This window comes from Pseudoscardovia suis, assembly GCF_002797875.1.
Taxonomy (GTDB): Bacteria; Actinomycetota; Actinomycetes; order Actinomycetales; family Bifidobacteriaceae; genus Pseudoscardovia; species Pseudoscardovia suis.
Window position 1 is genome coordinate 1 of sequence record NZ_PGFC01000010.1, and the last position, 20,759, is coordinate 20,759.

Annotated in this window: 18 protein-coding genes and 1 tRNA gene; 1 reads left to right on the forward strand and 18 read right to left on the reverse strand. The window is 60.9% G+C overall.

Annotation, left to right across the window (positions count from 1 at the left end):
- From CLV65_RS08945 to dapE, 13 genes are all read right to left on the reverse strand, one after another.
- Positions 1-191 (reverse strand): hypothetical protein (locus CLV65_RS08945; protein ID WP_211287614.1); only part of this gene is annotated, 191 nt, incomplete at its 3' end.
- A gap of 121 nt (positions 192-312) precedes the next feature.
- Positions 313-1,005: a 50S ribosomal protein L1 gene (gene rplA, locus CLV65_RS08285; protein WP_094690529.1), complete on the reverse strand. Its 693-nt coding sequence runs from the start codon at positions 1,003-1,005 to the stop codon at positions 313-315.
- Between the two features lie 92 nt (positions 1,006-1,097).
- Positions 1,098-1,529 (reverse strand): 50S ribosomal protein L11, encoded by a 432-nt coding sequence (gene rplK, locus CLV65_RS08290; protein ID WP_094690528.1) that lies wholly within the window; start codon positions 1,527-1,529, stop codon positions 1,098-1,100.
- A 393-nt stretch (positions 1,530-1,922) separates the two neighbouring features.
- Positions 1,923-2,879 carry a transcription termination/antitermination protein NusG gene (gene nusG, locus CLV65_RS08295; protein WP_094690527.1) on the reverse strand — a complete coding sequence of 319 codons (957 nt, stop codon included), beginning with the start codon at positions 2,877-2,879 and terminating at the stop codon, positions 1,923-1,925.
- 91 nt (positions 2,880-2,970) lie between these two features.
- Positions 2,971-3,198: a preprotein translocase subunit SecE gene (gene secE / locus CLV65_RS08300; RefSeq protein WP_094690526.1), complete on the reverse strand. Its 228-nt coding sequence runs from the start codon at positions 3,196-3,198 to the stop codon at positions 2,971-2,973.
- 50 nt (positions 3,199-3,248) lie between these two features.
- Positions 3,249-3,321, reverse strand: a tRNA-Trp gene (locus CLV65_RS08305).
- A 226-nt stretch (positions 3,322-3,547) separates the two neighbouring features.
- Positions 3,548-4,750 carry a pyridoxal phosphate-dependent aminotransferase gene (locus CLV65_RS08310; RefSeq protein WP_094690525.1) on the reverse strand — a complete coding sequence of 401 codons (1,203 nt, stop codon included), beginning with the start codon at positions 4,748-4,750 and terminating at the stop codon, positions 3,548-3,550.
- 102 nt (positions 4,751-4,852) lie between these two features.
- Complete coding sequence (gene proB, locus CLV65_RS08315; protein ID WP_244569076.1) at positions 4,853-5,947, reverse strand: glutamate 5-kinase; 1,095 nt, start codon at positions 5,945-5,947, stop codon at positions 4,853-4,855.
- 208 nt (positions 5,948-6,155) lie between these two features.
- Positions 6,156-7,907 (reverse strand): GTPase ObgE, encoded by a 1,752-nt coding sequence (gene obgE, locus CLV65_RS08320; protein WP_094690523.1) that lies wholly within the window; start codon positions 7,905-7,907, stop codon positions 6,156-6,158.
- 149 nt (positions 7,908-8,056) lie between these two features.
- Positions 8,057-8,311, reverse strand: coding sequence for a 50S ribosomal protein L27 (rpmA, locus tag CLV65_RS08325; protein ID WP_094690522.1), 255 nt, complete (start codon positions 8,309-8,311; stop codon positions 8,057-8,059).
- 31 nt (positions 8,312-8,342) lie between these two features.
- On the reverse strand, positions 8,343-8,651 hold the full coding sequence (gene rplU / locus CLV65_RS08330; RefSeq protein WP_094690521.1) for a 50S ribosomal protein L21: 309 nt from the start codon (positions 8,649-8,651) through the stop codon (positions 8,343-8,345).
- A 242-nt stretch (positions 8,652-8,893) separates the two neighbouring features.
- Positions 8,894-11,617 carry an Rne/Rng family ribonuclease gene (locus tag CLV65_RS08335; RefSeq protein WP_425319303.1) on the reverse strand — a complete coding sequence of 908 codons (2,724 nt, stop codon included), beginning with the start codon at positions 11,615-11,617 and terminating at the stop codon, positions 8,894-8,896.
- Between the two features lie 578 nt (positions 11,618-12,195).
- Positions 12,196-13,326 (reverse strand): succinyl-diaminopimelate desuccinylase, encoded by a 1,131-nt coding sequence (dapE, locus tag CLV65_RS08340; RefSeq protein WP_244569075.1) that lies wholly within the window; start codon positions 13,324-13,326, stop codon positions 12,196-12,198.
- Between the two features lie 184 nt (positions 13,327-13,510).
- Between dapE and CLV65_RS08345 the strand changes: the two genes are divergently transcribed.
- Entirely contained in the window at positions 13,511-14,455 is a 945-nt protein-coding gene (locus CLV65_RS08345) for an AEC family transporter (protein ID WP_094690518.1), read from the forward strand.
- A gap of 129 nt (positions 14,456-14,584) precedes the next feature.
- Here CLV65_RS08345 and CLV65_RS08350 read toward each other — a convergent pair whose 3' ends face one another.
- The 5 genes from CLV65_RS08350 to CLV65_RS08370 all read right to left on the reverse strand — a co-directional run bounded on the left by CLV65_RS08350 (position 14,585) and on the right by CLV65_RS08370 (position 20,626).
- Positions 14,585-15,970: a Maf family nucleotide pyrophosphatase gene (locus tag CLV65_RS08350; protein ID WP_094690517.1), complete on the reverse strand. Its 1,386-nt coding sequence runs from the start codon at positions 15,968-15,970 to the stop codon at positions 14,585-14,587.
- 45 nt (positions 15,971-16,015) lie between these two features.
- Positions 16,016-17,083 (reverse strand): homoserine kinase, encoded by a 1,068-nt coding sequence (gene thrB, locus CLV65_RS08355; protein WP_094690530.1) that lies wholly within the window; start codon positions 17,081-17,083, stop codon positions 16,016-16,018.
- Between the two features lie 215 nt (positions 17,084-17,298).
- On the reverse strand, positions 17,299-18,594 hold the full coding sequence (locus CLV65_RS08360; protein WP_094690516.1) for a homoserine dehydrogenase: 1,296 nt from the start codon (positions 18,592-18,594) through the stop codon (positions 17,299-17,301).
- A 197-nt stretch (positions 18,595-18,791) separates the two neighbouring features.
- Positions 18,792-19,598 carry a fumarylacetoacetate hydrolase family protein gene (locus CLV65_RS08365; RefSeq protein WP_094690515.1) on the reverse strand — a complete coding sequence of 269 codons (807 nt, stop codon included), beginning with the start codon at positions 19,596-19,598 and terminating at the stop codon, positions 18,792-18,794.
- 206 nt (positions 19,599-19,804) lie between these two features.
- Positions 19,805-20,626: a YggS family pyridoxal phosphate-dependent enzyme gene (locus tag CLV65_RS08370; RefSeq protein WP_094690514.1), complete on the reverse strand. Its 822-nt coding sequence runs from the start codon at positions 20,624-20,626 to the stop codon at positions 19,805-19,807.
- Positions 20,627-20,759: the final 133 nt, after the last annotated feature.

Here is a 20,759-nt window from a genome sequence, read left to right on the forward strand (position 1 = left end):
TCATTGTCTAGCGACTGAAAATCGTACCCGGCGCGGCCCATGTCCTTTTCCATCAAGGCCGGAATCCGAAAATGCGCAAGAATTCGGACGTTATCGGTTCTACAAGCCCGCCTGTGGACTGCCTCTTTCATCATGCCGAGAATCCGCTCAAACCAATGCCCGCAGCCTTCGCAGCAGACTGCCTCACTCACCGCAGTCCATGGGCGTCGCGATCTTGGCGGCAGAGCTCACAAACAAATGACGCGCCCCGCATACAGCGGAGCGCGTCATTGGCGTGCGGTTCATGAATCGAACCGCGTCACAATCAGCGGCTTAGGAAAGCAGCGCGATGTCGAGCGGAACGCCCGGGTTCATCGTGGAGCTGATCGTGGCCTTCGTGATGTAACGACCCTTGACCGTGGAAGGCTTGAGGCGCTTGACCTCTTCAGCCACGGCGGCGAAGTTCTCTGCCAGAGCCTTCTCATCGAAGGACAGCTTGCCGATCAGGAACGACAGGTTGCCGTCCTTGTCCACGCGGAACTCGATCTTGCCACCCTTGATGTCCTTGACAGCCTTGGCGACATCCATGGTCACGGTGCCGGTCTTCGGGTTCGGCATGAGGCCACGAGGACCAAGCACACGGCCGAGGCGGCCGACCTTGCCCATCATGTCCGGGGTAGCGACCACGGCATCGAAATCGAGGTAGCCGTCCTGGACCTTTGCGATCAGGTCGTCATCGCCGACCTCGTCAGCGCCGGCCTCGACAGCGGCAGTTGCCTGCGGGCCACGTGCGAACACGATGACCTTGGCGGTCTTACCAGTGCCATTGGGCAGGTTCACGGTGCCACGCACGAGCTGATCAGCCTTGCGGGGATCAACGCTCAGGCGGTACACGGCTTCGACGGACTCGTCGAAGTTGCGCTTCGGCATGCTCTTGAGCAGTGCAATGGCCTCTTCAGGGGTGTAAAGATTGGTACGGTCGACCTTCTCGGCCGCTTCGCGATACTTCTTGGAACGCTTAGTCATCTGCTTCTCCTCAAATCAAGCAGTTGCGGTATGGGCAGCGTCTGCCCTTCCGCGTTTTCAATGGTTGTGCGATTGCCTTGCGGCGAATGGAATCAATCGGTGACGGTGATGCCCATCGAACGGGCAGTGCCTTCGATGATCTTCATGCCTGCTTCGATGTCGCGAGCAGACAGATCAGCCATCTTGGTCTCGGCGATCTCACGAACCTGAGCCTTGGTCACGGAGCCGACCTTGGTCGTCAGAGGATTGGCAGCGCCCTTGTCCACACCAGCGGCCTTGCGCAGCAGATCAGCTGCCGGCGGGGTCTTCAGGATGAAGGTGAAGGAGCGATCTTCGAAAACGGTGATCTCCACAGGGATGATCTGACCCATCTTATCCTTGGTCTGATCATTGTAGGCCTTGCAGAAATCCATGATGTTGACGCCATGGGAACCGAGGGCCGGGCCGAGCGGCGGTGCCGGGTTGGCCTTTCCTGCCGGGATCTGCAGCTTGATAAGAGCTGTGACTTTCTTCTTAGGAGCCATTCGAGCTTCTTCTTTCTGTAAAGCGGTCAACGAAGCCTGAGCTTCTCCCGCAACTTACATGGTCATGCGCCGCAAAACATGGTCACCCACAATCACGGCAACTTATCTAGTATGCCAGCCTGGGTTGACTTGTGCAAGACCGCGACACCCCGGCAGATGGATGCGTTCCGCCGTGAGTGAGTGGGTCGCATCGCCCTGTCAATGGCACTCTGCGAATGGCGGCCTCTGCGAATGCCCCTACGAATGGCACCGTTCTGCACATGGCCCCGCATGCACATATGCAAAGACCCCGCCGAAGCGGGGTCCTCACATGTGCGACCACAGCCAGTCCCAGCAGCCAAACAGCCGCCGTGAGACCAGCGATAGCCAAGGGGCTTCCTGCAGCCCGACGCGTTACTCGATCTTCTCGACCTGGTTGAAGCCAAGCTCCATGGGCGTATCGCGGCCGAAGAGGTTGACGAGCACGTTGAGCTTCTGCGTCTCGGGATTGACTTCGGACACCACGGCAGGCATGGAAGCGAACGGGCCGTCGGTGACGGTGACGGATTCGCCCTGCTTGTACGTGACCTCGACGATGCGCTGCTTGTTGGCCTCGACTTTGTTGCCGGCTTCCTTCAAAGCCTGCGTACGAATCATCGGAGCCATCATCTCCACGACTTCGCGACGAGATAGCGGAATGGGCTCGCGCTGCGTGCCGACGAAACCGGTGACGCCTTCGGTCTCACGCACCTTGCGGCGGGCATCCTCGTCATCGGTCATGCGGATAAGCACATATCCGGGGAAGCGCACGCGGGTGACGACCTTCTTGCCCTTCTCGGTATGCTGTTCGATCTCTTCCATAGGAATCTCGACTTGGAAGACCTCATCCTGCAGGCCAAGGGACGTGATACGGGATTCGATGTTGGCCTTCACACGCTTCTCATAGCCGGAATACGTGTGGAGGGTATACCACTTGCCGTCGAGAGTGCGCAGGGACTTGGAAAACTCCTTGACTGCAATCGTGCCGGCATCATCCTGCTCAGGCTGTGCAGGGGTCTGAGCGGATGCATCAGACGTCGCATCCGCAGAAGTCTCATTTGCTGCGTCCGCAGAAGCGTCCTCAGGCTGCGCTGCATCCTCAGCTGCGTCGTTATCAGCAGCATCATCGACGATGCCGCCGTCAGCGACCATATTCTGCGCATCATCGAATTGAGCAGTCTCTGCCTGTTCCGACTGCTCTGCCTGTTCGGGCTGTTCAGCCTCGTCACGAACCGGCTCGGCAGATTCAGCCGTTGCCCCGGCCGAAACCTCAGCCTGCGGAGCCGAGCTGAAAAGACCATCGGTTCCCGCGTCGTTCAATTCATCTGCCATGTGAAATCACCTTTGCCATGCTATGGGTCATGTTCTCGGTATATCCGTGCGAATCCGAATTGACTCAGTCGAGCCCCGATCGGTTGCGCGCTCAGCCGAAGATATGGAAGACAGCTTCGCCGAACGCTCCATCGAGCCCCATCACAAGGAGCATCATGAGGAATACGAAAATGAACACGGCCAGAGACCAGAAGAACAGCTGCTTGCGGGTCGGTGTCACGACCTTGCGCATTTCGTCGATAATCTGCTTAATGAACAGACCGATGCGCATAAAGACATTCGGCTTGACCGTTTTCTGGGTCTTCGAAGACTCTGCCATGTTCCGTCCTTACAGCTGCCTGAGCTCACCGAGAACGTCTCGGCACCGAGTAGGGAAGGCGGGACTCGAACCCACAACCTACGGTTTTGGAGACCGTTGCGCTACCAATTGCGCCACTTCCCTGGAACGACTTTCCGCTGGCATAGTTCCAGAAAGAAAACCGCCAATCCGATATCTTACCGTCTTTCGCCAATTTCGCAAACTGGGCATGAAAAACGGCCCGGATGGCAGTGCATCCAGGCCGAATAATCGCCTTCAATTGGCGGATTTACGCGCGACTCGCCGTATATGTTACGCACGGCCCCGCCGCGCGCACAGACAAACCTACGCAGCAGACGTGAGGCTGGGGCTATGCCTCCACCCATGCCTTGAAGCGACGCATGCCTTCGGCGAGATCCTCATCAGCGAGTGCATATGAGAAGCGCATGAAACCAGGCATTCCAAAGCCTTCGCCCGGCACAGCCGCCACGCGGGCCTCGTCCAGCAGGTTCTGTGCCAGCTCAACGCTCGTCTGGCTCACCGTGCCCTTGGGGCCCAGAGGCTTGCCCAGCAATTCATGCACGTCGGCAAACGCATAGAAGGCGCCTTCGGGCAGCCGGCACGCAACGCCGGGGATTGCGTTGAGGGCATCCACGATCGCGTGGCGGCGCTTGTCGAAAGCCTCACGCATCGTCGCAGCAGCGTCAAGCGGACCATTCAGGGCTTCGATGGCGGCACGCTGCGCGACATCATCCACATTGCCGGTAATATGCCCCTGCATCTTGGAAGCTGCCTTGATGACGCGCTCCGATGCAATGAGCCAGCCGAGGCGCCAACCCGTCATCGCATACGTCTTGGCCACGCCGTTGAGCACCAGCAGCTGATCGCGCAGCTGCGGCACGAGCGTGCCGATATGAGCGGTCTTGGCACCGTCATAGACCAAGTGCTCGTAAATCTCGTCGGAGATGACCCAAACACCATGTTCAAGCGCCCATTCGCCAATCTGACGCAGGGTCTCGGCCGGCCACACGGAACCAGTGGGGTTGTTGGGGGAATTGATGATGATGGCCTTCGTGTGCTCCGTGCGCGCGGCCTCAATCTGCTCAACCGTGGGGATAAAACCATGGTCGGAGTCCGCCACCACGAACACCGGCGTGCCGCCGGCAAGCTTCACGGCCTCGGGGTAGGTCACCCAGTACGGCGTGGGGATGATCACTTCGTCGCCAGGGTTGATGAGCAGCTGGAAGGATTCATACACGGCCTGCTTGCCGCCGTTCGTCACGATGACCTGCTGGGGCGTGATTTCATAGCCGGAATCGCGCAGCGTCTTCTTGGCGATTGCCTCGCGAAGCTCAGGCAAGCCCGCCGTAGGCGTGTACTTGTGGTTCTTCGGGTCAAGCGCCGCCTGGGAGGCGACTTTGGCGATGCGTTCAGGCGTGGGGAAATTGGGCTCGCCCGCGCCATAGCGGATGACGTCGATTCCCGCGGCCTTCATGGCCTTGGCCTTTGCATCGACGGCGAGAGTGACTGATGGAGCTACTGCGTTGCTTCGATCGCTGAGAGACAATTCCATAGTTCGAAAGTCTATTCCGCTCTGTGGATTTGCAGCGGCGACGCAATCGAATCAGGTTCTCAGCGTCACAGCGCTGGTATCAGACACGCACAATGGCGGCAATCATACAAGCACAAGGTTGTCGCGATGCACGACCGGTCGCGCGTATTCTTCACCAAGGAAACGGCTGAGCTGTTTGCTGGTGCGTCCCAGCATCTGGGGGATTTCATCGGAATCAAAGCCCGCAAGGCCCTTCGCCACATGAACGCCCTGCTCCGAATCGATCCAGATGGGGTCGCCTGCGGAAAACACGCCATCAACGCCCACGGTCCCCGCTGCGAGCAGGCTCGCCCTGCCGCCTCGCACCGCTGCGACCGCCCCGGCGTCCGCCACCACGGTGCCTTTGGGATTGGACGCGAAGCGAATCCACAACCGGCGAGAGGTGCCGCGATGCTTGAGAGGCGCGAACACCGTACCCACCGGATCCCCCATGAGGGCAGGACCTGCGTAAGCAGCGGTCGTCAGTACCGTGGGTATGCCGGAGACAGCCGCGATGCGCGCCGCCTCGAGCTTGGTGACCATGCCTCCGGTGCCGACCCCGGATGTGGACTCCCCCACCTTGATGCCATCGAGCTGTGCCACAACGTCTGGCACGAAACCAATGCGCTGGGCGCCTGGCTCCGTAGGCGGCGCCGTGTACAGGGCATCCACATCGGTGAGCAGCACGAGGGCATCGGCGCGCACCATGTTGGCGACAAGCGCGGAAAGACGGTCGTTGTCGCCGAAACGCACTTCGGACGTGACAAGGGTGTCGTTTTCGTTCACGATGGGCACGACCCCCAGCTCAAGCATGCGTTTCAGCGTGCTCTGCACATTGTGGTAATGGGAGCTGCGGATTGTGTCGAACGCGGTCATGAGCACCTGCCCCACGCGCACGCCATACCGTGAAAACGCCCCTTCGTATTGCGCCATGAGCAATCCTTGGCCCACTGCAGCGGCTGCTTGGCGTGTCACAGGGTCGTCAGGGCGCGTTTCGAATCCCAATGGGCCGAAACCTGCCGCGACTGCGCCGGAGGAGACGAGCACCAGGTGCGCGCCGCTTCGGACGACATGGCTGAGCGCCGTGACGATGGCCCCCAATCTCTTGGGATCGAGATGCCCGGTGCTGGATGCCAGCGAGCTGGAGCCGACCTTCACCACAACGGTGTCGGCCTGCATGATGGAGCGACGCACATCGCATTCCCGCGAAGCCTCGTGCTGCAAGCCTTCGCCGGGCGAATCCGCTTGCTGCGGATCCACGCCCGGCGCGGCTGCGCATTGCGATTCCTGCAGATTGTCGCTTTGTGCCACCATTCCATGCCTTTCTTCAGCAACCCTACGTCTGCCATTATCCTCCCGCGGATTACACACGGGAGGATTTGCGCCGTCAGGCGTTGCGAATATCGCCGGAGTCCTGTGACTCGGCATCACCGTCGTCCAGGTCATCATCGGCGCCGTAATGCGGCAGCAAGCCCTTGCTGTCGGTCGGATCGTCGTTGACGGATGGATCCGCCCAATGCCCTTCCTTGCGTTCCTTTGCCATGACGGCACGCACAGCGGCGCGGGCATCCATCATCTCGTGATACTGGCGGCGGCGTTCCGCATTGGTGCGGCGGTGCGCGCGCCCCTCGTCCTGCAGGCGGATGTCGGTTCCTCGCATGGATTGCGGCGTGCCATCCAGCATTTCGGCGCCGGCAGCCACCGTAGGATCCCATTCGAAGCTCATGGCGTCATCCCCGGTGCCGATGCGCACTTCGTCGCCCACGTGCGCGCCGCGCAAGCGCAGCGCGTCTTCCACTCCGAGCTTGGCAAGACGGTCGGCGAGATAACCCACCGCCTCGTCGTTGTCGAAGTTCGTCTGGCGCACCCACTGTTCCGGCTTGGCGCCGGTGACTTCGAACCAATAGTTGCCCGACGTGTCTTGACGGCGTTCGACCTGGAAGTCGTAGCCCAAGCCCTTGGCCTTGCCATTCTGGCGGCGGCGAGGCATGTCTTCGAGCGGGCGGATGACCTCGCGTTCCTCCTCGTGGTCCTGTTCCTGCTGCGCCAAACGCGCCTTAAGCTCCTTGACCATGCTGTCCAGCAAGAACGTGAGCTCCTTCAGGCCTTCATGCGAAGCGGTGGACACGCATACCACAGTGAGGCCCATGTCTTCGAACTGAGGCTTGACAAATTCAGCGAGCTCGCGCGCCTGCGGGATATCGCACTTGTTGAGGATGATGACGCGTGGCCTTTCGGCGATTGGAATCGTGCCGATCGGCAGGTCAAGCGACTCAGCGTATTGCCCCAGCTCGTTTTCCAAAGCGTGGTAGTCGCTGATCGGATCGCGGTCCGGTTCGAATGTGGCGCAATCGATGACATGCGCGATGACCTCAGTGCGTTCGATGTGACGCAGGAACTCCAAGCCCAGGCCCTTGCCCTGCGCGGCGCCCGGAATGAGGCCCGGGACGTCTGCAATCGTAAAGCGGTCATCACCTGCCACGACGACTCCGAGATTGGGGACGAGCGTGGTGAACGGGTAGTCCGCGATCTTGGGGCGTGCCGCGCTCATTGCAGCGATCAGGCTGGATTTGCCGGCGGAGGGGTATCCCACGAGCGCGACATCCGCAATGGACTTGAGCTCGAGCACGACGTCGCGTTCCTGACCGGGTTCGCCGAGCAGCGCGAAACCGGGGGCGCGGCGGGTTTTGCTGGACAGCGCGCGGTTGCCAAGGCCGCCCGTGCCTCCTTGCGCGAGCACATAGCGGTCTCCGGCATGACGCAGATCTGCCAGCAGACGGCCGTGCTCATGACGTTGCTTGGCATCGGCATCCGCATCCGCGTCACCGGTCTTGGGCAGCGCTTCGAACACGACGGTGCCGACCGGGACGGGCAGTATCATGTCCGCTCCCTTTCGACCGTCCTTGTCATCGCCCTGCCCCATGGTGCCGGACTGGGCTGTGCGATGCGGCATATAGCTGTAGTCGAGCAAGGTCGTGGCGTTGGGGTCGGCTACGGCGATCACCGATCCGCCATCACCGCCGTTGCCTCCGTCAGGACCGGCGAGGGGCTTGAATTTTTCGCGGCGGATGGATGCCGCGCCGTTGCCACCGTCGCCGCCTTTGACATGCAGCGTTGTCCTATCGACGAATTCACTCATGATGGTTCTCCCGTGAGAAAGATGTAAGGATGGGGGGCTGAACGCCAAGCCTCGGCGTCAGCGGTTTGCACGGCGGATAGCAAAAGGCCGCGCTTTTTGTGGCGCGGCCTTTGCATTAACGTATGTCAGACTGATTCACGCAGTGTGATTCACTCAGCGTTGAGAACGTCGACGACCTTGCGGTCGCGGCGCACGCCGAACTTCACGGTGCCCGGGGTCAGTGCGAACAGCGTGTGGTCCTTGCCCATGCCCACGTTGTGGCCGGGGTGGAACTTGGTGCCACGCTGACGGACGATGATGTTGCCCGCGAGGACTGCTTCGCCGCCGTACTTCTTGACACCGAGGTACTGCGGGTTTGAATCGCGACCGTTACGAGAGCTGGACGCGCCCTTCTTATGTGCCATGATGAAATCCTTTCCGAATGCTGACGGCGACTCAGGCGATCGAGGTGATCTTGACCGTGGTCAGCTTCTGGCGATGGCCCTTGCGACGAGCGACGCCCGTCTTGTTCTTGAACTTCTGGATACGAATCTTCGGTCCCTTGGCGTCATCAGCCACGACCTCGCCCTTGGCGGAAACCTTGGCCAGATCCTTGGCGTTCACAGTGACCTTGTCACCGTCGACGAGGAGGATGACGGGGAACTCAACGGTATCACCATTGGCCGCATCGAGACGGTTGACGGTGATCTTGTCGCCGACTTCGACCTTCTCCTGATGACCGCCGGCCTTCACAATCGCGTACATAGTTTTACCTTGCCTATAAGTTCTGGGATTTCGCCGTTTCACAGCATCCGACCTGCTCCGTCTCAAGCTTCGAGGAACAGAAGACGTCTGTGGCACGACACCGACTGACTAATATAGACCACCAAACAATGGTAAGTCAAATTGTTCGTCCAAACCGACACGCCGCCGCCTGCGCCTCGGGCTCACCGTGTGCATGAATCGCACGAGGCACCCGAGGTACCCGAGGCGCAAATGACACACCGTCAGTCGGCCCGGCGAGCAGATGCGGCTCCGGCCGCCTGGGCGGCTGCCGCAATCTGTGCAAGCTTGGCCTTGACAGCAGGGGTGGAACTGGGCTGAATCTCATGCTCGGGAACCTGCGTGCCATGGTTATGCTTGTTCGTCTTAATGAACGGGTCGCCGCCTTTCAACGCGTACGGGTCATCATAGGACGCAGAGACGATCGGCTCGTCATGGAGTATGAATCCACGGCCCTTGCATGTGGGGCATTCCTCCGAGAACGCCTCGACCAGACCCTGACCGACGCGCTTGCGCGTCATCTGCACCAGACCCAGCGACGTGACCTCTGCCACCTGGTGCTTCGTGCGGTCGCGCGAGAGGCATTCGACGAGACGACGCAACACAAGGTCGCGATTCTGGGGCAGCACCATGTCGACGAAATCGATCATGATCATGCCTCCGATGTCGCGCAGACGCAGCTGACGCACGATTTCCTCGGCAGCCTCCAGGTTGCAGCGGGTCACGGTTTCTTCCAAGGACTTGCCCTTGCCAATGAAACGGCCGGTGTTCACATCGATCGTCGTCATGGCCTCGGTGCGGTCGATGACAAGCGACCCGCCGGAAGGCAGATACACCTTGCGCTCCATGCCCTTGCGCAGCTGGCTGTCGATGGACCATTTGTCGAACACATCCTTGCCGTTGTGCTCGGCGGGGTCCCACTTCTCCAACCTGTCGAGCAGGTCGGGCGCGGTGGATTCCAAGTACTGGGTGATGCGTTCATACACGCGGTCGCCTTCGACGACGAGCTTGGAGAAATCATCGTTGAAGATGTCACGCACGACGCGAATCGCCACATCCGGTTCGCCTTGGAGCAGATGCGGACGACGGGAATGCTGGTATTCCTTCTGCTTGGAGCTGATGGATTCCCATTGACGGCTCAGATGTTCCAGATCCTTGACGATCGCTTCCTCAGACGCTCCTTCGGCAGCGGTGCGAATGATGACACCCATGTCCTTGGGGGCGATCTTCGACACGATCGACTTCAGGCGGGCGCGTTCCCTCGCAGGCAGCTTGCGGCTCACGCCGGTCATGCCGCCCGACGGCACGAGCACGAGGAAGCGGCCGGCAAGGGTCACCTGAGACGTGAGTCGTGCGCCCTTGTGACCGATCGGATCCTTCGTGACCTGCACGAGCACCGGGTCGCCGGACTTGAAGGCAAGCTCGATGCGGCGCGGCTGCCCGTCAAGACGCGTCGTGTCCCAATTGACTTCGCCTGCGTACAGCACGCCGTTGCGCGGCTGGCCGATGTCGACGAATGCGGCTTCCATGCTGGGCAGCACGTTCTGCACACGGCCCAGATAGATGTTGCCGACCGACGAGACCTCCTGGATGTCGGAGACATAGTGCTCGACAAGGGTGTTGTCTTCGATGACGGAGATCTGGGTGTGCCGTTCCTTCTCGCGCACGACCATGAGGCGATTGACGCTTTCACGGCGGGCGAGGAAGTCCTGTTCCGTGATCAAGGCCTGGCGCGAACGGTCACGGCGGTTGTCGCGACGGCGCTGCTTCTTGGCCTCGAGTCGTGTGGAGCCTTCGATATCGGTGATTTCGTCGATGTATTGCTGCTTGCGCGAACGGGGGATGATGTCCTTCTCGTCCTCGCCTTTGCCGGCGTGGCGACGGCGACGGCGACGGGTGACGGTCTGCTCCTCCGCTTCTGCGGATTCCTCAACGTCGTTCTCATCCCCATGGCGGCGACGACGGCGACGGGTGCGGGTGACAACGCCCGATTCGTCGGAATCATCGCGGGAGCGGCCTTCGGATTCCTCATCGGATGCGCGGCCGGTCTCGCCTTCCACCGGAGTGTAGGTGATGTCGTCGTACTGAAGGTCCTCTTCGATGTGTTCGACTTCCGCGGCGGCACGGCGTTCCTGCGCATTGAGACGGCGGGAGCGACGCGACCTGCGGCTGCCTGACTGCTCCGAGTCGGATTCATCACGGTCTGTGCGCCCCGAACGATCCTCACGGGAATCATCCTCACGAATATCCGAGGCGGAATTCCCCTCGGACGAAGCCGAACGACGACGCCTACGCGTACGCACGGCGTGAATCTCATCAGCGTTCTCATCATGATGGCGTGATGTATCGCCGCCATCCGACGCCTCGCCGAATGCCGACGCCGGACGTGCCGTCGGCTCCTGGAACAGCAACGACATCATCGGACGCGCCGATGAATCCGCATGGGCGCGCGACGACACCGCCACTTCAGGATTGGAGAATTCCAGGATCTGGCTCACTGCGCGGCGAGCGCGGCGAGCGCGAGCAGAGGGTTCCTCATCGTTGTCGTCTTGGTCAACAGAGCGCTTGCTGGAATCAGCGGACGGCGCAAGAGCCACGCGTTCCGCGCTTCTCCTTCTCGTGCGACGGGTTACGCGCGCGCCGTCATCCTGCTCATCGGATGCGGCCTGCGCGGATTGCGCGGCATCGGCATTTTGCGTGCCATGGCGGCCTTGCGACTGCCTGGTGGAGCGAAGCGATGCACGACGTCCACGGGTCGTGTGGGAATCAGAAGAATCGGCGTCGGAAGCAGCCGACGCATCCGCCGATTTCACGGAAATGCCAGGATCGCTGAAAATCTCCGACGCGAGCGCGGCGATGCGCACGGTGCGCGCATCATTCGCCGCATTGCCTGCATCGGCGGATTCCGCCGGGGAATGCTCCACGACGGTGTTCGTCGTCTCGCCCACGCCTCTTACAACGCGACGGCTGCGCGACCTGCGGCGGGGCGCCATTGACGCAGGGGACGGCGTCGGCTGGCTGGCGCTGCCAGAATTCGAGTTGCCTTCTGAGATTGTTGAATTTTGTGACACTGTGCTGTTAGACACTGTGCTGTTCGTTGACACTGTGCTCCTCGAGACGCGCTGCACCACGCCCTGTACATATGGGTCGGCCGTCACGCGCTCTCACCGCGCTGCGTACACCGACAACAAGCCAATAAAAGTCTGCTGGCACAGGGCGGACGCCTACGCTTTCGATTCCATGGGCTATCGCAGCCTTATCGAAGGGGGTCTACGCCTCTGCACAACGGTGGCATGCAGAACCACCGTCTACAAGTATGGCACAGTTTTCCCGTTTGTCATGACACCCGCTAGTCAGACCCTCTGTTTGTCAGGCACCCTTGTCTGCCATGATGCCCTGTTTGTCAGACGCCCTTGTCTGTCGAACCCTGTCGTCAGATGCCATCGTTGCCAGACGTCACCGTGCCGATAGGCTGGCCGGCCACGGAATCGTAAATTCCGCCGCCGCACCAGCCACGCTCGTTGCGTCAGCCCAGCCAATCCCCCAGGATTTGCGCCATGAGCACAAGGTCGCCTTCGGCAAGCTGTTCATCAGCCTTGTGTGCAAGCAGCGGATCGCCGGCCCCCAAGTTCACGGCCGGCACTCCCAGCGCCGAGAAACGCGCGACGTCCGTCCACCCCAGCTTGGCAACCGGATCGCGCCCCGTGCGCTCCTTGACAAAACGCACGAGCTTGGATGCCTGCAGGTCGGTAAGACCTGGGCGGGCGGAGGGGCTCTCGTCCTTCATCTCGATGTCGAACCCCTCAAACACGCCTCCCGTCGCCTGGCATTCGCCACCGTCGAGCTTTACCGGGCAATCTGCGCCAAACATGAGAGCCTTGGCCTGCGCAATGGACTTGTCGGGTGCGAAACGGTAGTTGACATGCACACGGCATTCGTCAGGAATGACGTTCGTGCCTTTGCCGCCGCTAATAAGCGTGGCGTTGAGTCCCTCCCGGTATTCGAGGCCATCGACCTCCACGGTGGCGGGTTCATAAGCGTTGAGGCGGTCGAGCACTTCGCCGGCCTTGTGGATCGCATTGTCGCCCATCCATGCACGCGCCGAATGCGCTGCCACGCCATGCGTCACAACATCGAAACGCATCGTGCCGTTGCAGCCGCCTTCGATGCCGCAGCCCGTGGGCTCGCCAATCACCGCGAAATCACCATCCAGCCACTGAGGATGCGCTGCGGCGACCTTGCCCAGGCCGTTCTTGTCGGCGGAGACCTCCTCATGGTCATAAAACACATACGTGATGTCGCACGCCGGTTGCGTCAGCACCGCTGCAAGCCACAGAAACACGGCATCGGAGCCTTTCATGTCCACTCCGCCGCGCCCCCACAGCACACGCTCCCCGGGATGCGCCGCAGCGACGTCCTCACGGATCGTCGCATCGCCCGGCTCCAGCCATGCAGGCGGGAAGTTGTCAATCACTGGTACTGTGTCGAGGTGTCCAGCAAGAATGACGCGGGTGGCTCGTCCCATATTCGTACGAGCAATCACGGTGTCGCCTTGGCGCATGACCTCCAGATGACCGAACCTCTTGAGGAAACGTTCGACCGCGTCGGCCAGCTCCTTCTCGGAATCAGACACCGAATAGCAGGCGCACAGTTGCATGGCAAGCGAGTTCAACACCTGGGCATCAGGCTTGCGGGGATCTGCCCCGCTGGATTGGAATGCGGACGCATCAATATCTATCGTGCTCATACGCCTATCGTAAAGGAGACGGCGATTTACACGCCAGCGTGGCAGCCTGCCCACCCATGATGCGGTTTGCGCGCCGCACTTGCAAGGAGGAAGAATGTCGGGTCTTATCAACGCCATGGAGGGCTTCGCCGTCATCGGCATCGTGATTGGCGTGGGATACGTCGCCGCGCGCATGCGCATCGGCGGCCCCCAGGCACAGATGGTGCTCAACCGGTTCTCGTTCTTCATCTCCAGCCCGTGCCTGATGTTCGCCACGCTGTCGCAGCAGGAACTGTCCACCATCTTTCATTCGTCCATCATCGTAGCGTTCCTGTCGGCATTTCTCGTCGCTCTTGCGTTCTTCTTGCTCAACAGAGCGTTCTTCCACATGGACCTGGCCAATGCGACCGTGGGCTGCCTCAACTCGATGTATCTCAACTCCAACAACATCGGCCTGCCCGTCGCCACATACATCTTGGGCAATCCTGGCCTCGTGGCGCCTATCCTCGTGATGCAGCAGGCGCTGTTCACACCAATAGCCCTGACGACGCTCGACATCGCGACCTCTGGCAAGGCAAGCGCCAAGAAAATCCTCACGCAGCCGTTGCACCAACCATTGCTCATCGGTTCGCTGGGCGGCATCCTCGTTTCATGGATCAGTTCACAGGCAGGCACGTTCATCGTGCCCAATTGGCTGTTCGATCCCATTAACATGATCGGCGAATCCGCTGTGCCGATGATCCTCATGGCGTTTGGCATGTCATTGCATGGCTCGCGCCCGATGGGCAAGGATTCGGATCGCTCCGCCACGGCGACCGTCGTGGTTCTCAAGAACGTGGCGATGCCGATCATCGCGTTCCTGCTGGCTTACTTCCTCATGGGGTTCCGCGGCACGACGCTGTATGGCTGCGTTGTGCTTGCCGCGCTTCCGTGCGGTCAGAACGTGTACAACTACGCCGCCCGTTACAACGTGGGCATGCGTTTTGCCCGTGACGGAATCCTGCTGAGCACGATGACATCGCCTATCATCATCGCCCTCGTAGCGTTGCTGCTGGGATGAACCCGCCGCACGGCGCGCCGCGGATTTGTGGCGCCAGGTTTGCGCAACGGTGACGTTTCACCTCGGTTTCACCGCGTTTAGCGTTCATAGCGTCGGTTTTCGCAACCTTGGTTTGCGCAGCCTCGGCTGTTACAGCATTGATTGGGAAATCTTGCGCAACCGTGCAATCAGATCATCCCAATCGCGGCGCATCGCAGACAGCAAGGTGAGGGAATCGACCGCAGGCACGCTCACCCAGCATGTCTCCAGGCTCTCATCATCATTGGCGCGCGGGATGACCGTGTGCCCTGGCTTTTCGAAAGCCAATACCGTCGTGTAGCTCCACGCACCGTGACTTTCGCGATATGCACCCACCACATCAATGTCTTCGGGGCGGATGTTCGCTTCTTCGAAGCTCTCGCGCAGCGCTCCCTCCAACGGGCTTTCACCGTCAGCGGTGGCGCCTCCCGGCGCACCCCACGTGCCGCCTTCCGCGCTCCACAATGCACGATGCTGGAGCAAGACCTGCGTCACCTCACCGGTTGTCGCATTGCGACGCGCCAACAACACGCCGGAAGCGCCGTTGCGACCCCAATGGCGATGGCCGCATGGGCAGTCCACCCAGCCGTCTCCCGGTTGGTGCACGTTGTCTTTGGGAGCTTGCTTCGCAGGATCTGCGTCAGCGCCGCTCCCATTCTTGGCGGCATCCGTATCATGCTGCGTGTCTTCCAAAGGCACGCCCGGATGCACTCCGCCCGCTGTCACGAGGTTCCACAAGTCTGTCCATTCGTACCCAAGCTCGACGACGAGGCTCCGCACCGTTGGCAGGCTCAGACCGATGATGCCGCTGGGATCGCCTTCGATGGAGTCGATGAACGGACCGCCCAGCCCTTCCAAGGTGAAGCATCCGGCAACTTGGAGCGGCTCGCCGCTGGCAATGTACGTGTCAATCTGCGTGTCGCTCATGGAGGCGAAGCGCACTTTCGCATGGCTCGTGGCATGGGCGGTCTGGCCTGTGGAAACGTCAATGACGCAGTGCCCCGTCCACAGCACGCCTTCCTTGCCGCTCATTGCGCGTAATCTCTCGCGCGCGACCTGCGGGGTGTGTGGCTTGCCGTATACGGCGCCTTCGAACTCAAACATGGAATCGCACCCAATGACGAGCGGTCCTCGGTTGGCGGCGACCATGCCTTCGTGATTGCGCAATGCTTCGCGGATGGGCATGGTGCGGGCGACGGTGCCGAAACCGTCTTCCAGCGGAAGGCTCTCGACCAGCTGCCCCGTGGCTCCGCGAGCGGTGCGCGCAATCTGCCCATACATGTCTGCAATGGCCTGCGCCTTGGCATCGGCAAGAATCTGCACCTGCTCGGCCGGAGGAATCTGGCGCACATCATCCACGCCCTTGACTTCAGCGGCACGCCGCAATGCAGCAGGCTCATCGACCTGAGACACGCGAATCAGCGGCAGGATACCGGATTGCACAAGAAGATTGCGACGCGGCCGCGATTGCGAAGCCAGAATGACGGAAACGCTCATCAAACACTTCCTTGAATTCGTGAATTCTTCACAGACCGTCGCGTTTCAGGCGATTGTCTCAGCCAGCACGCCTTGGGTGTCGATGGGAAGATGTTCCATGCGCCAATGCCCGGATTCAAGCGCCTGGGACACGACGCGCGCGATATTGCTGGTGTCGTCGCCGTCATGCACGCAAATGACGCAGGGACCGGCACCGGAAATCATCGACGCGTAGCCAAAAGCGCGCAACCGTCGCATAAGCGAAGCGCTGGGCTCCATCAAAGGTGCGCGGTAATCCTGGTGCAAGCGATCCGCAGTGGCGCTGAACAGAATGGAATTCGTGTCCTCGCCGCATAATCCGCCCAAGGCAGCCGGCAGCAATGCGACGCGCGACACGTTGAGCAAAGCATCCTGATACGGCACCTGCGCCGGCAATGCCTGACGGGCGCGTTCGGTGGAAAGCTCATAGTCGGGGATGAAAATCCACGCATTGATGCGTGGGGAAACCTCATACACCTGGGTGTGATAGCCAGCGCTGAATGGCCGCGACGCACCGGGGAAGCGTGCGCCCGAGCCGTTGGCCAGCAATACGCCGGGGGCATCGGCTTCACGTGAAGGCACTTCGTGCGCGGCGTCGAAGTTCCACGACACCGTCATGTTGCCATACACCGCCGGCGCCACATTGTCGGGATGTCCCTCGATGCGGGCGGCGACGTCGAAAATCGCGTCGCGCGTGGCGCGGTCAAGATCGCGTCCGTTCAATGCCATTGCAGCGGTCACACCTGCCGTGATCGCCTCAGCGCTCGACCCCATGCCTCGTGCCTGAGGAATGCGGTTCGTGGCATCAAGACGCAAGCCGGTGACGGGGAATCCGAATGCCTCGCACGCCTGATGGTAGGCGCGCACCACAAGATGCGAATCGTCGCGGGGCAAGGTGTCTTCGCCTTCGCCGTGAATGCTGATGCGCACCTCGCCTTGCGGCAGGCGCTCGAATTCAATCGAATCGCGCATGCCGAGCGCCAGGCCTGCGGTATCGAAACCAGGACCGAGGTTGGCGCTTGTGGCGGGCACGGTCACCCGCACGATGCGCGGCCCCTGCGTCTCAAAACCAGCGGATTCCCCATTGATCGGCATGTCGGATGCCATGCGTCCACCTCGTCTTCTCTGAGTCGATTGCTGTTTGTTGATTGCTGCCTTGTTTGCTATTGCTAATTGCTGCTGCCGAATTGCTGTGTGACGCTGCCGGTGCCGGCAGGTCTGATTAGTGCGGCTGCCGCCGAAAACGACGGCAGCCGGTCACATCCGTTCTGCGTGAAACACGCCCGTTCTGCTGAAATCAGGGATTCCGATTACTCGGTGAACACACGGATGACAGACAGCACGGACTTGATGTCGTTGACGGACTGCTCCAGCTCTTCAACGACGGAGCGGATCAGACGGTCGCTCACAGCGTGAGTGATAACCCACAGCTCATGGGTGCCGTCCTCGGCCTCGGCTTCCATCTGCTGCACGCTCTTGATGGACACGCCATTCTTGGCGAAGACCTGTGCAGCGTTGGCAAGCACGCCCGGCTTGTCGAACACGCTCATGCGCAGCATGTAGCTGGAGGTGCTGTCTGCCGCGTCAAGAATCGGTGCGTTGGAATACAGCGGAATGTCCGGGCCAACGGTGCCGGTGACGCGATGGCGCGCCTCGGTCACCACATCGCCAACGACGGCAGAAGCGGTCGGAGCACCGCCAGCGCCACGGCCGTAGAACATGAGGTCGTCGGAGGCTTCGCCTTCAACGAACACGGCATTAAAGGAACCGCCGACCTTGGCGAGCTGGTGGGTTTCCGGCAGCATGACCGGGTACACGCCCACGGAAATCTCGTCCTTGTCGTTCTGCTCGACGACGGCAAGCAGCTTGATGACGCGATGCAACGCCTTCGCGGCTGCGATATCGGCAGCGGTGATGTTGCGAATGCCCTCGGTGTGCACATCGGAGATGCGCACGTCGCGATGGAACGCGAGGCATGCCATGATGGCGGCCTTGGAAGCGGCATCGAAGCCGTCGATGTCGGCGGTCGGATTCGCCTCAGCGAAACCTGCGTCCTGGGCGGCCTTGAGCACCTCGTCGAAGTCGAGACCCTTCGTCGTCATTTCGTCGAGGATGTAGTTGGTCGTGCCGTTGACAATGCCCATGATGCGGTTGATGCGGTCGCCAACCATGGATTCGCGCAGCGGGCGCACAATCGGGATTGCACCGCCCACGGCTGCCTCGAAGTAGATGTCCACGCCCTTCTTGCGGGCCGCCTCGTAGATTTCCGGACCATCCTTGGCAAGCAGCGCCTTGTTGGCGGTCACCACAGATGCGCCGTTTTCGATGGCCTTGAGGATGAACGTGCGTGCCGGCTCGATACCACCGATCAATTCGATGACGATATCGGCGCGGGTGACCAGCTCGGAAGCGTCATTAGTGACGATGGACTGGTCAATCCACGGGGCGTCGACAGGATCGAGCGTTGCGATGCCCACGAGTTCCATACGGCGGCCGATGCGCGCCTCGAGTTCATCAGCCTGCTCAACGAGCAGACGTGCAGTCTGAGAACCGACGGTTCCAGCGCCGAGCAACGCGACACGAATCGGTGCGTCATTTTGTGCCATTGAAATGCCTTTCTCCATGGAGCGCCCAGATCCCTCCCGCAGGGCCGGGGTCGCAAGCGCGAGCCTTGCTTTTTGTATCTTACGTGGTGCAGCCGGACTACGCGGTGTACCGTCCGCTGTGTGGCATCTTGACGAAGCTTCATTGCGGCGGCGCGGGCGCAGTCTGCTGTTTTATGGCGTGTTTTATGAGCTGTCGGTCAGCCCTGCACGACGACATTGCGCAAATCGCCAATGCCTTCGACATGCACGATGGCTTCGTCACCAGGCTTGAGCGACCCTGATGCGTCCGGGGTGCCGGTCAGGATGACATCGCCTGGCAGCAGCGTCATGAACGACGAGATGAAAGCGATTTGCGAAGGAATCGAATGCACCAGGTTCTTGGTGCTGCCCGACGCTTTGTCCACATTCTTGCCGTTGAGGCTGAATGAAATCTTGGCATCGGCGTAATCCAGCTCGGTCTGGATCCACGGTCCCAACGGGCAGGACGTATCGAAGCCCTTCGCGCGCGTCCACATCGGATCGCTTCCCTGCAGGTCGCGCAGCGTCACATCGTTGACACACGTGAATCCCAAGACATGCTTCATTGCATCCGCTTCGCTCACGTTCTTCGTCACACGACCGATCACCACCGCCACTTCAGGCTCGAAATTGAGGTCATGGGAGAACGATGGCAGCACGATCGGATCATCGGGGCCAATGACAGCCGTGCTGGGCTTGGAGAAAATCACCATCTCCTCAGGCGCATGGGCGGAAGGGTCTCCCGCCATCCACTGGGCGTGCGCCTCATAGTTCTTTGCAAGCCCCAGCACCTTCGAAGGAATCACTGGAGCGAGCAGACGCAGTCCCTCATGGTCGAGGCCGTACCGCTTGCCCGTAGGCTGCACCGGCTCCGCCCCGAAGGGGAATCCATCAAGCTCCACCAGATAGTCCAGGCCGTCCTGGGAGTCACGTTGAACGAAGGCATAACGAATCGAATCATCGATGGTGAAACGCGCAATTCTCATAACGCCCAGTCTAACCGCCATCACGTATCAACAGGCGCCTTTCGCGCCTTGCCTTGCCTCGTTACGCGAGCGCCACGCACAGCCTTCCGCCTTAAGGCGCCCGGCGGCCTGTTACATCCAACAGCCTTTGAAACGGTCTGTGAATCCGGCAGCCTTTCTCTACAGATACCTATGGATTCGGCAGTCTTTTATTTAAATGAATGCCTTTAAATGAATGCCCGGGGGCCAAACACCGCTGTGCCGACGCGCACAATCGTGCTGCCTTCCGCCACGGCGTATTCCAGATCGTTCGTCATGCCCATGCTCAGCTGGGTGCAGGTGGGCACATCGGCGAGCAGGCTGTCACGCAGCTGACGCAGGTGGGCGAAACCGTTGCGGATGCGTGTCTCGTCGTCCACGTGAGCGCCAATCGTCATAAGGCCCTGCACGCACACGCCGTCCAGCTGGTCGATCTCATGCACCAAGTCGTATGCCGCTTCCGGCGCGCATCCGGACTTGCTTTGTTCGCCGGACTCGTTGACTTCGACGAACACTCCTGCGACGATGCCGCGGGCAATGGCGCGGGAGGATATGCGCTGGGCAAGTTTCAGGGAATCCACTGATTCAATGGTCTCGACAACTCCCAGCACCTTGTTGATCTTATTGGCCTGAAGCTGGCCGATTAGATGGAATCCCACGCTTGGCGACTGCAGTGGCTGCGGATCGGAAGCGCCGATATTCGCCGAGGGGGCGAGCGCAATGCCACGCGCAGCGCATTCTTCTTGCAACGGCGCGGCCTTGACCTCGACCTCTTGCGGACGGTTCTCGCCGATGAGACGCACACCGGCCTCTATCGCCGCCATGATCTCACCCACATCACGCGTCTTCGTGGCGGCAAGCAGCTTGACGCTGCCCTCGGCACGTCCGGCCGCCGCCTCCGCCTTGGCGATGCGATCGAGCACCACATGCACTCCATCGCGAATCTGACTCGCCCGCGCCTGGTCGATTGTGCGATTGGCCAAGTCCTTGTGATCCATGTAGGCGGTCATGGCACCTCCTCAAAATCATTCCTGTATGACGTTTTACCACTGACGGATTACCTTGCACCGATGAGACGCCAGGACGGGTTGCCCTGCTCGGGTTGCCCTGTGCGGATGGGTTGCCCTGTGCGGGTTGCCCTGC

Bases quoted from the DNA above. Each gene is read 5' to 3' on its own strand.
- rplK (WP_094690528.1), bottom strand. From the start codon at position 1,529: ATGGCTCCTAAGAAGAAAGTCACAGCTCTTATCAAGCTGCAGATCCCG.
- CLV65_RS08365 (WP_094690515.1), bottom strand. From the start codon at position 19,598: ATGAGAATTGCGCGTTTCACCATCGATGATTCGATTCGTTATGCCTTC.
- CLV65_RS08345 (WP_094690518.1), top strand. From the start codon at position 13,511: ATGTCGGGTCTTATCAACGCCATGGAGGGCTTCGCCGTCATCGGCATC.
- rplA (WP_094690529.1), bottom strand. From the start codon at position 1,005: ATGACTAAGCGTTCCAAGAAGTATCGCGAAGCGGCCGAGAAGGTCGAC.
- CLV65_RS08350 (WP_094690517.1), bottom strand. From the start codon at position 15,970: ATGAGCGTTTCCGTCATTCTGGCTTCGCAATCGCGGCCGCGTCGCAAT.
- obgE (WP_094690523.1), bottom strand. From the start codon at position 7,907: ATGAGTGAATTCGTCGATAGGACAACGCTGCATGTCAAAGGCGGCGAC.
- nusG (WP_094690527.1), bottom strand. From the start codon at position 2,879: ATGGCAGATGAATTGAACGACGCGGGAACCGATGGTCTTTTCAGCTCG.
- rpmA (WP_094690522.1), bottom strand. From the start codon at position 8,311: ATGGCACATAAGAAGGGCGCGTCCAGCTCTCGTAACGGTCGCGATTCA.
- secE (WP_094690526.1), bottom strand. From the start codon at position 3,198: ATGGCAGAGTCTTCGAAGACCCAGAAAACGGTCAAGCCGAATGTCTTT.
- rplU (WP_094690521.1), bottom strand. From the start codon at position 8,651: ATGTACGCGATTGTGAAGGCCGGCGGTCATCAGGAGAAGGTCGAAGTC.
- CLV65_RS08370 (WP_094690514.1), bottom strand. From the start codon at position 20,626: ATGACCGCCTACATGGATCACAAGGACTTGGCCAATCGCACAATCGAC.
- CLV65_RS08310 (WP_094690525.1), bottom strand. From the start codon at position 4,750: ATGGAATTGTCTCTCAGCGATCGAAGCAACGCAGTAGCTCCATCAGTC.
- proB (WP_244569076.1), bottom strand. From the start codon at position 5,947: ATGCAGGCCGACACCGTTGTGGTGAAGGTCGGCTCCAGCTCGCTGGCA.
- thrB (WP_094690530.1), bottom strand. From the start codon at position 17,083: ATGCCGATCAATGGGGAATCCGCTGGTTTTGAGACGCAGGGGCCGCGC.
- CLV65_RS08360 (WP_094690516.1), bottom strand. From the start codon at position 18,594: ATGGCACAAAATGACGCACCGATTCGTGTCGCGTTGCTCGGCGCTGGA.
- dapE (WP_244569075.1), bottom strand. From the start codon at position 13,326: ATGCAACTGTGCGCCTGCTATTCGGTGTCTGATTCCGAGAAGGAGCTG.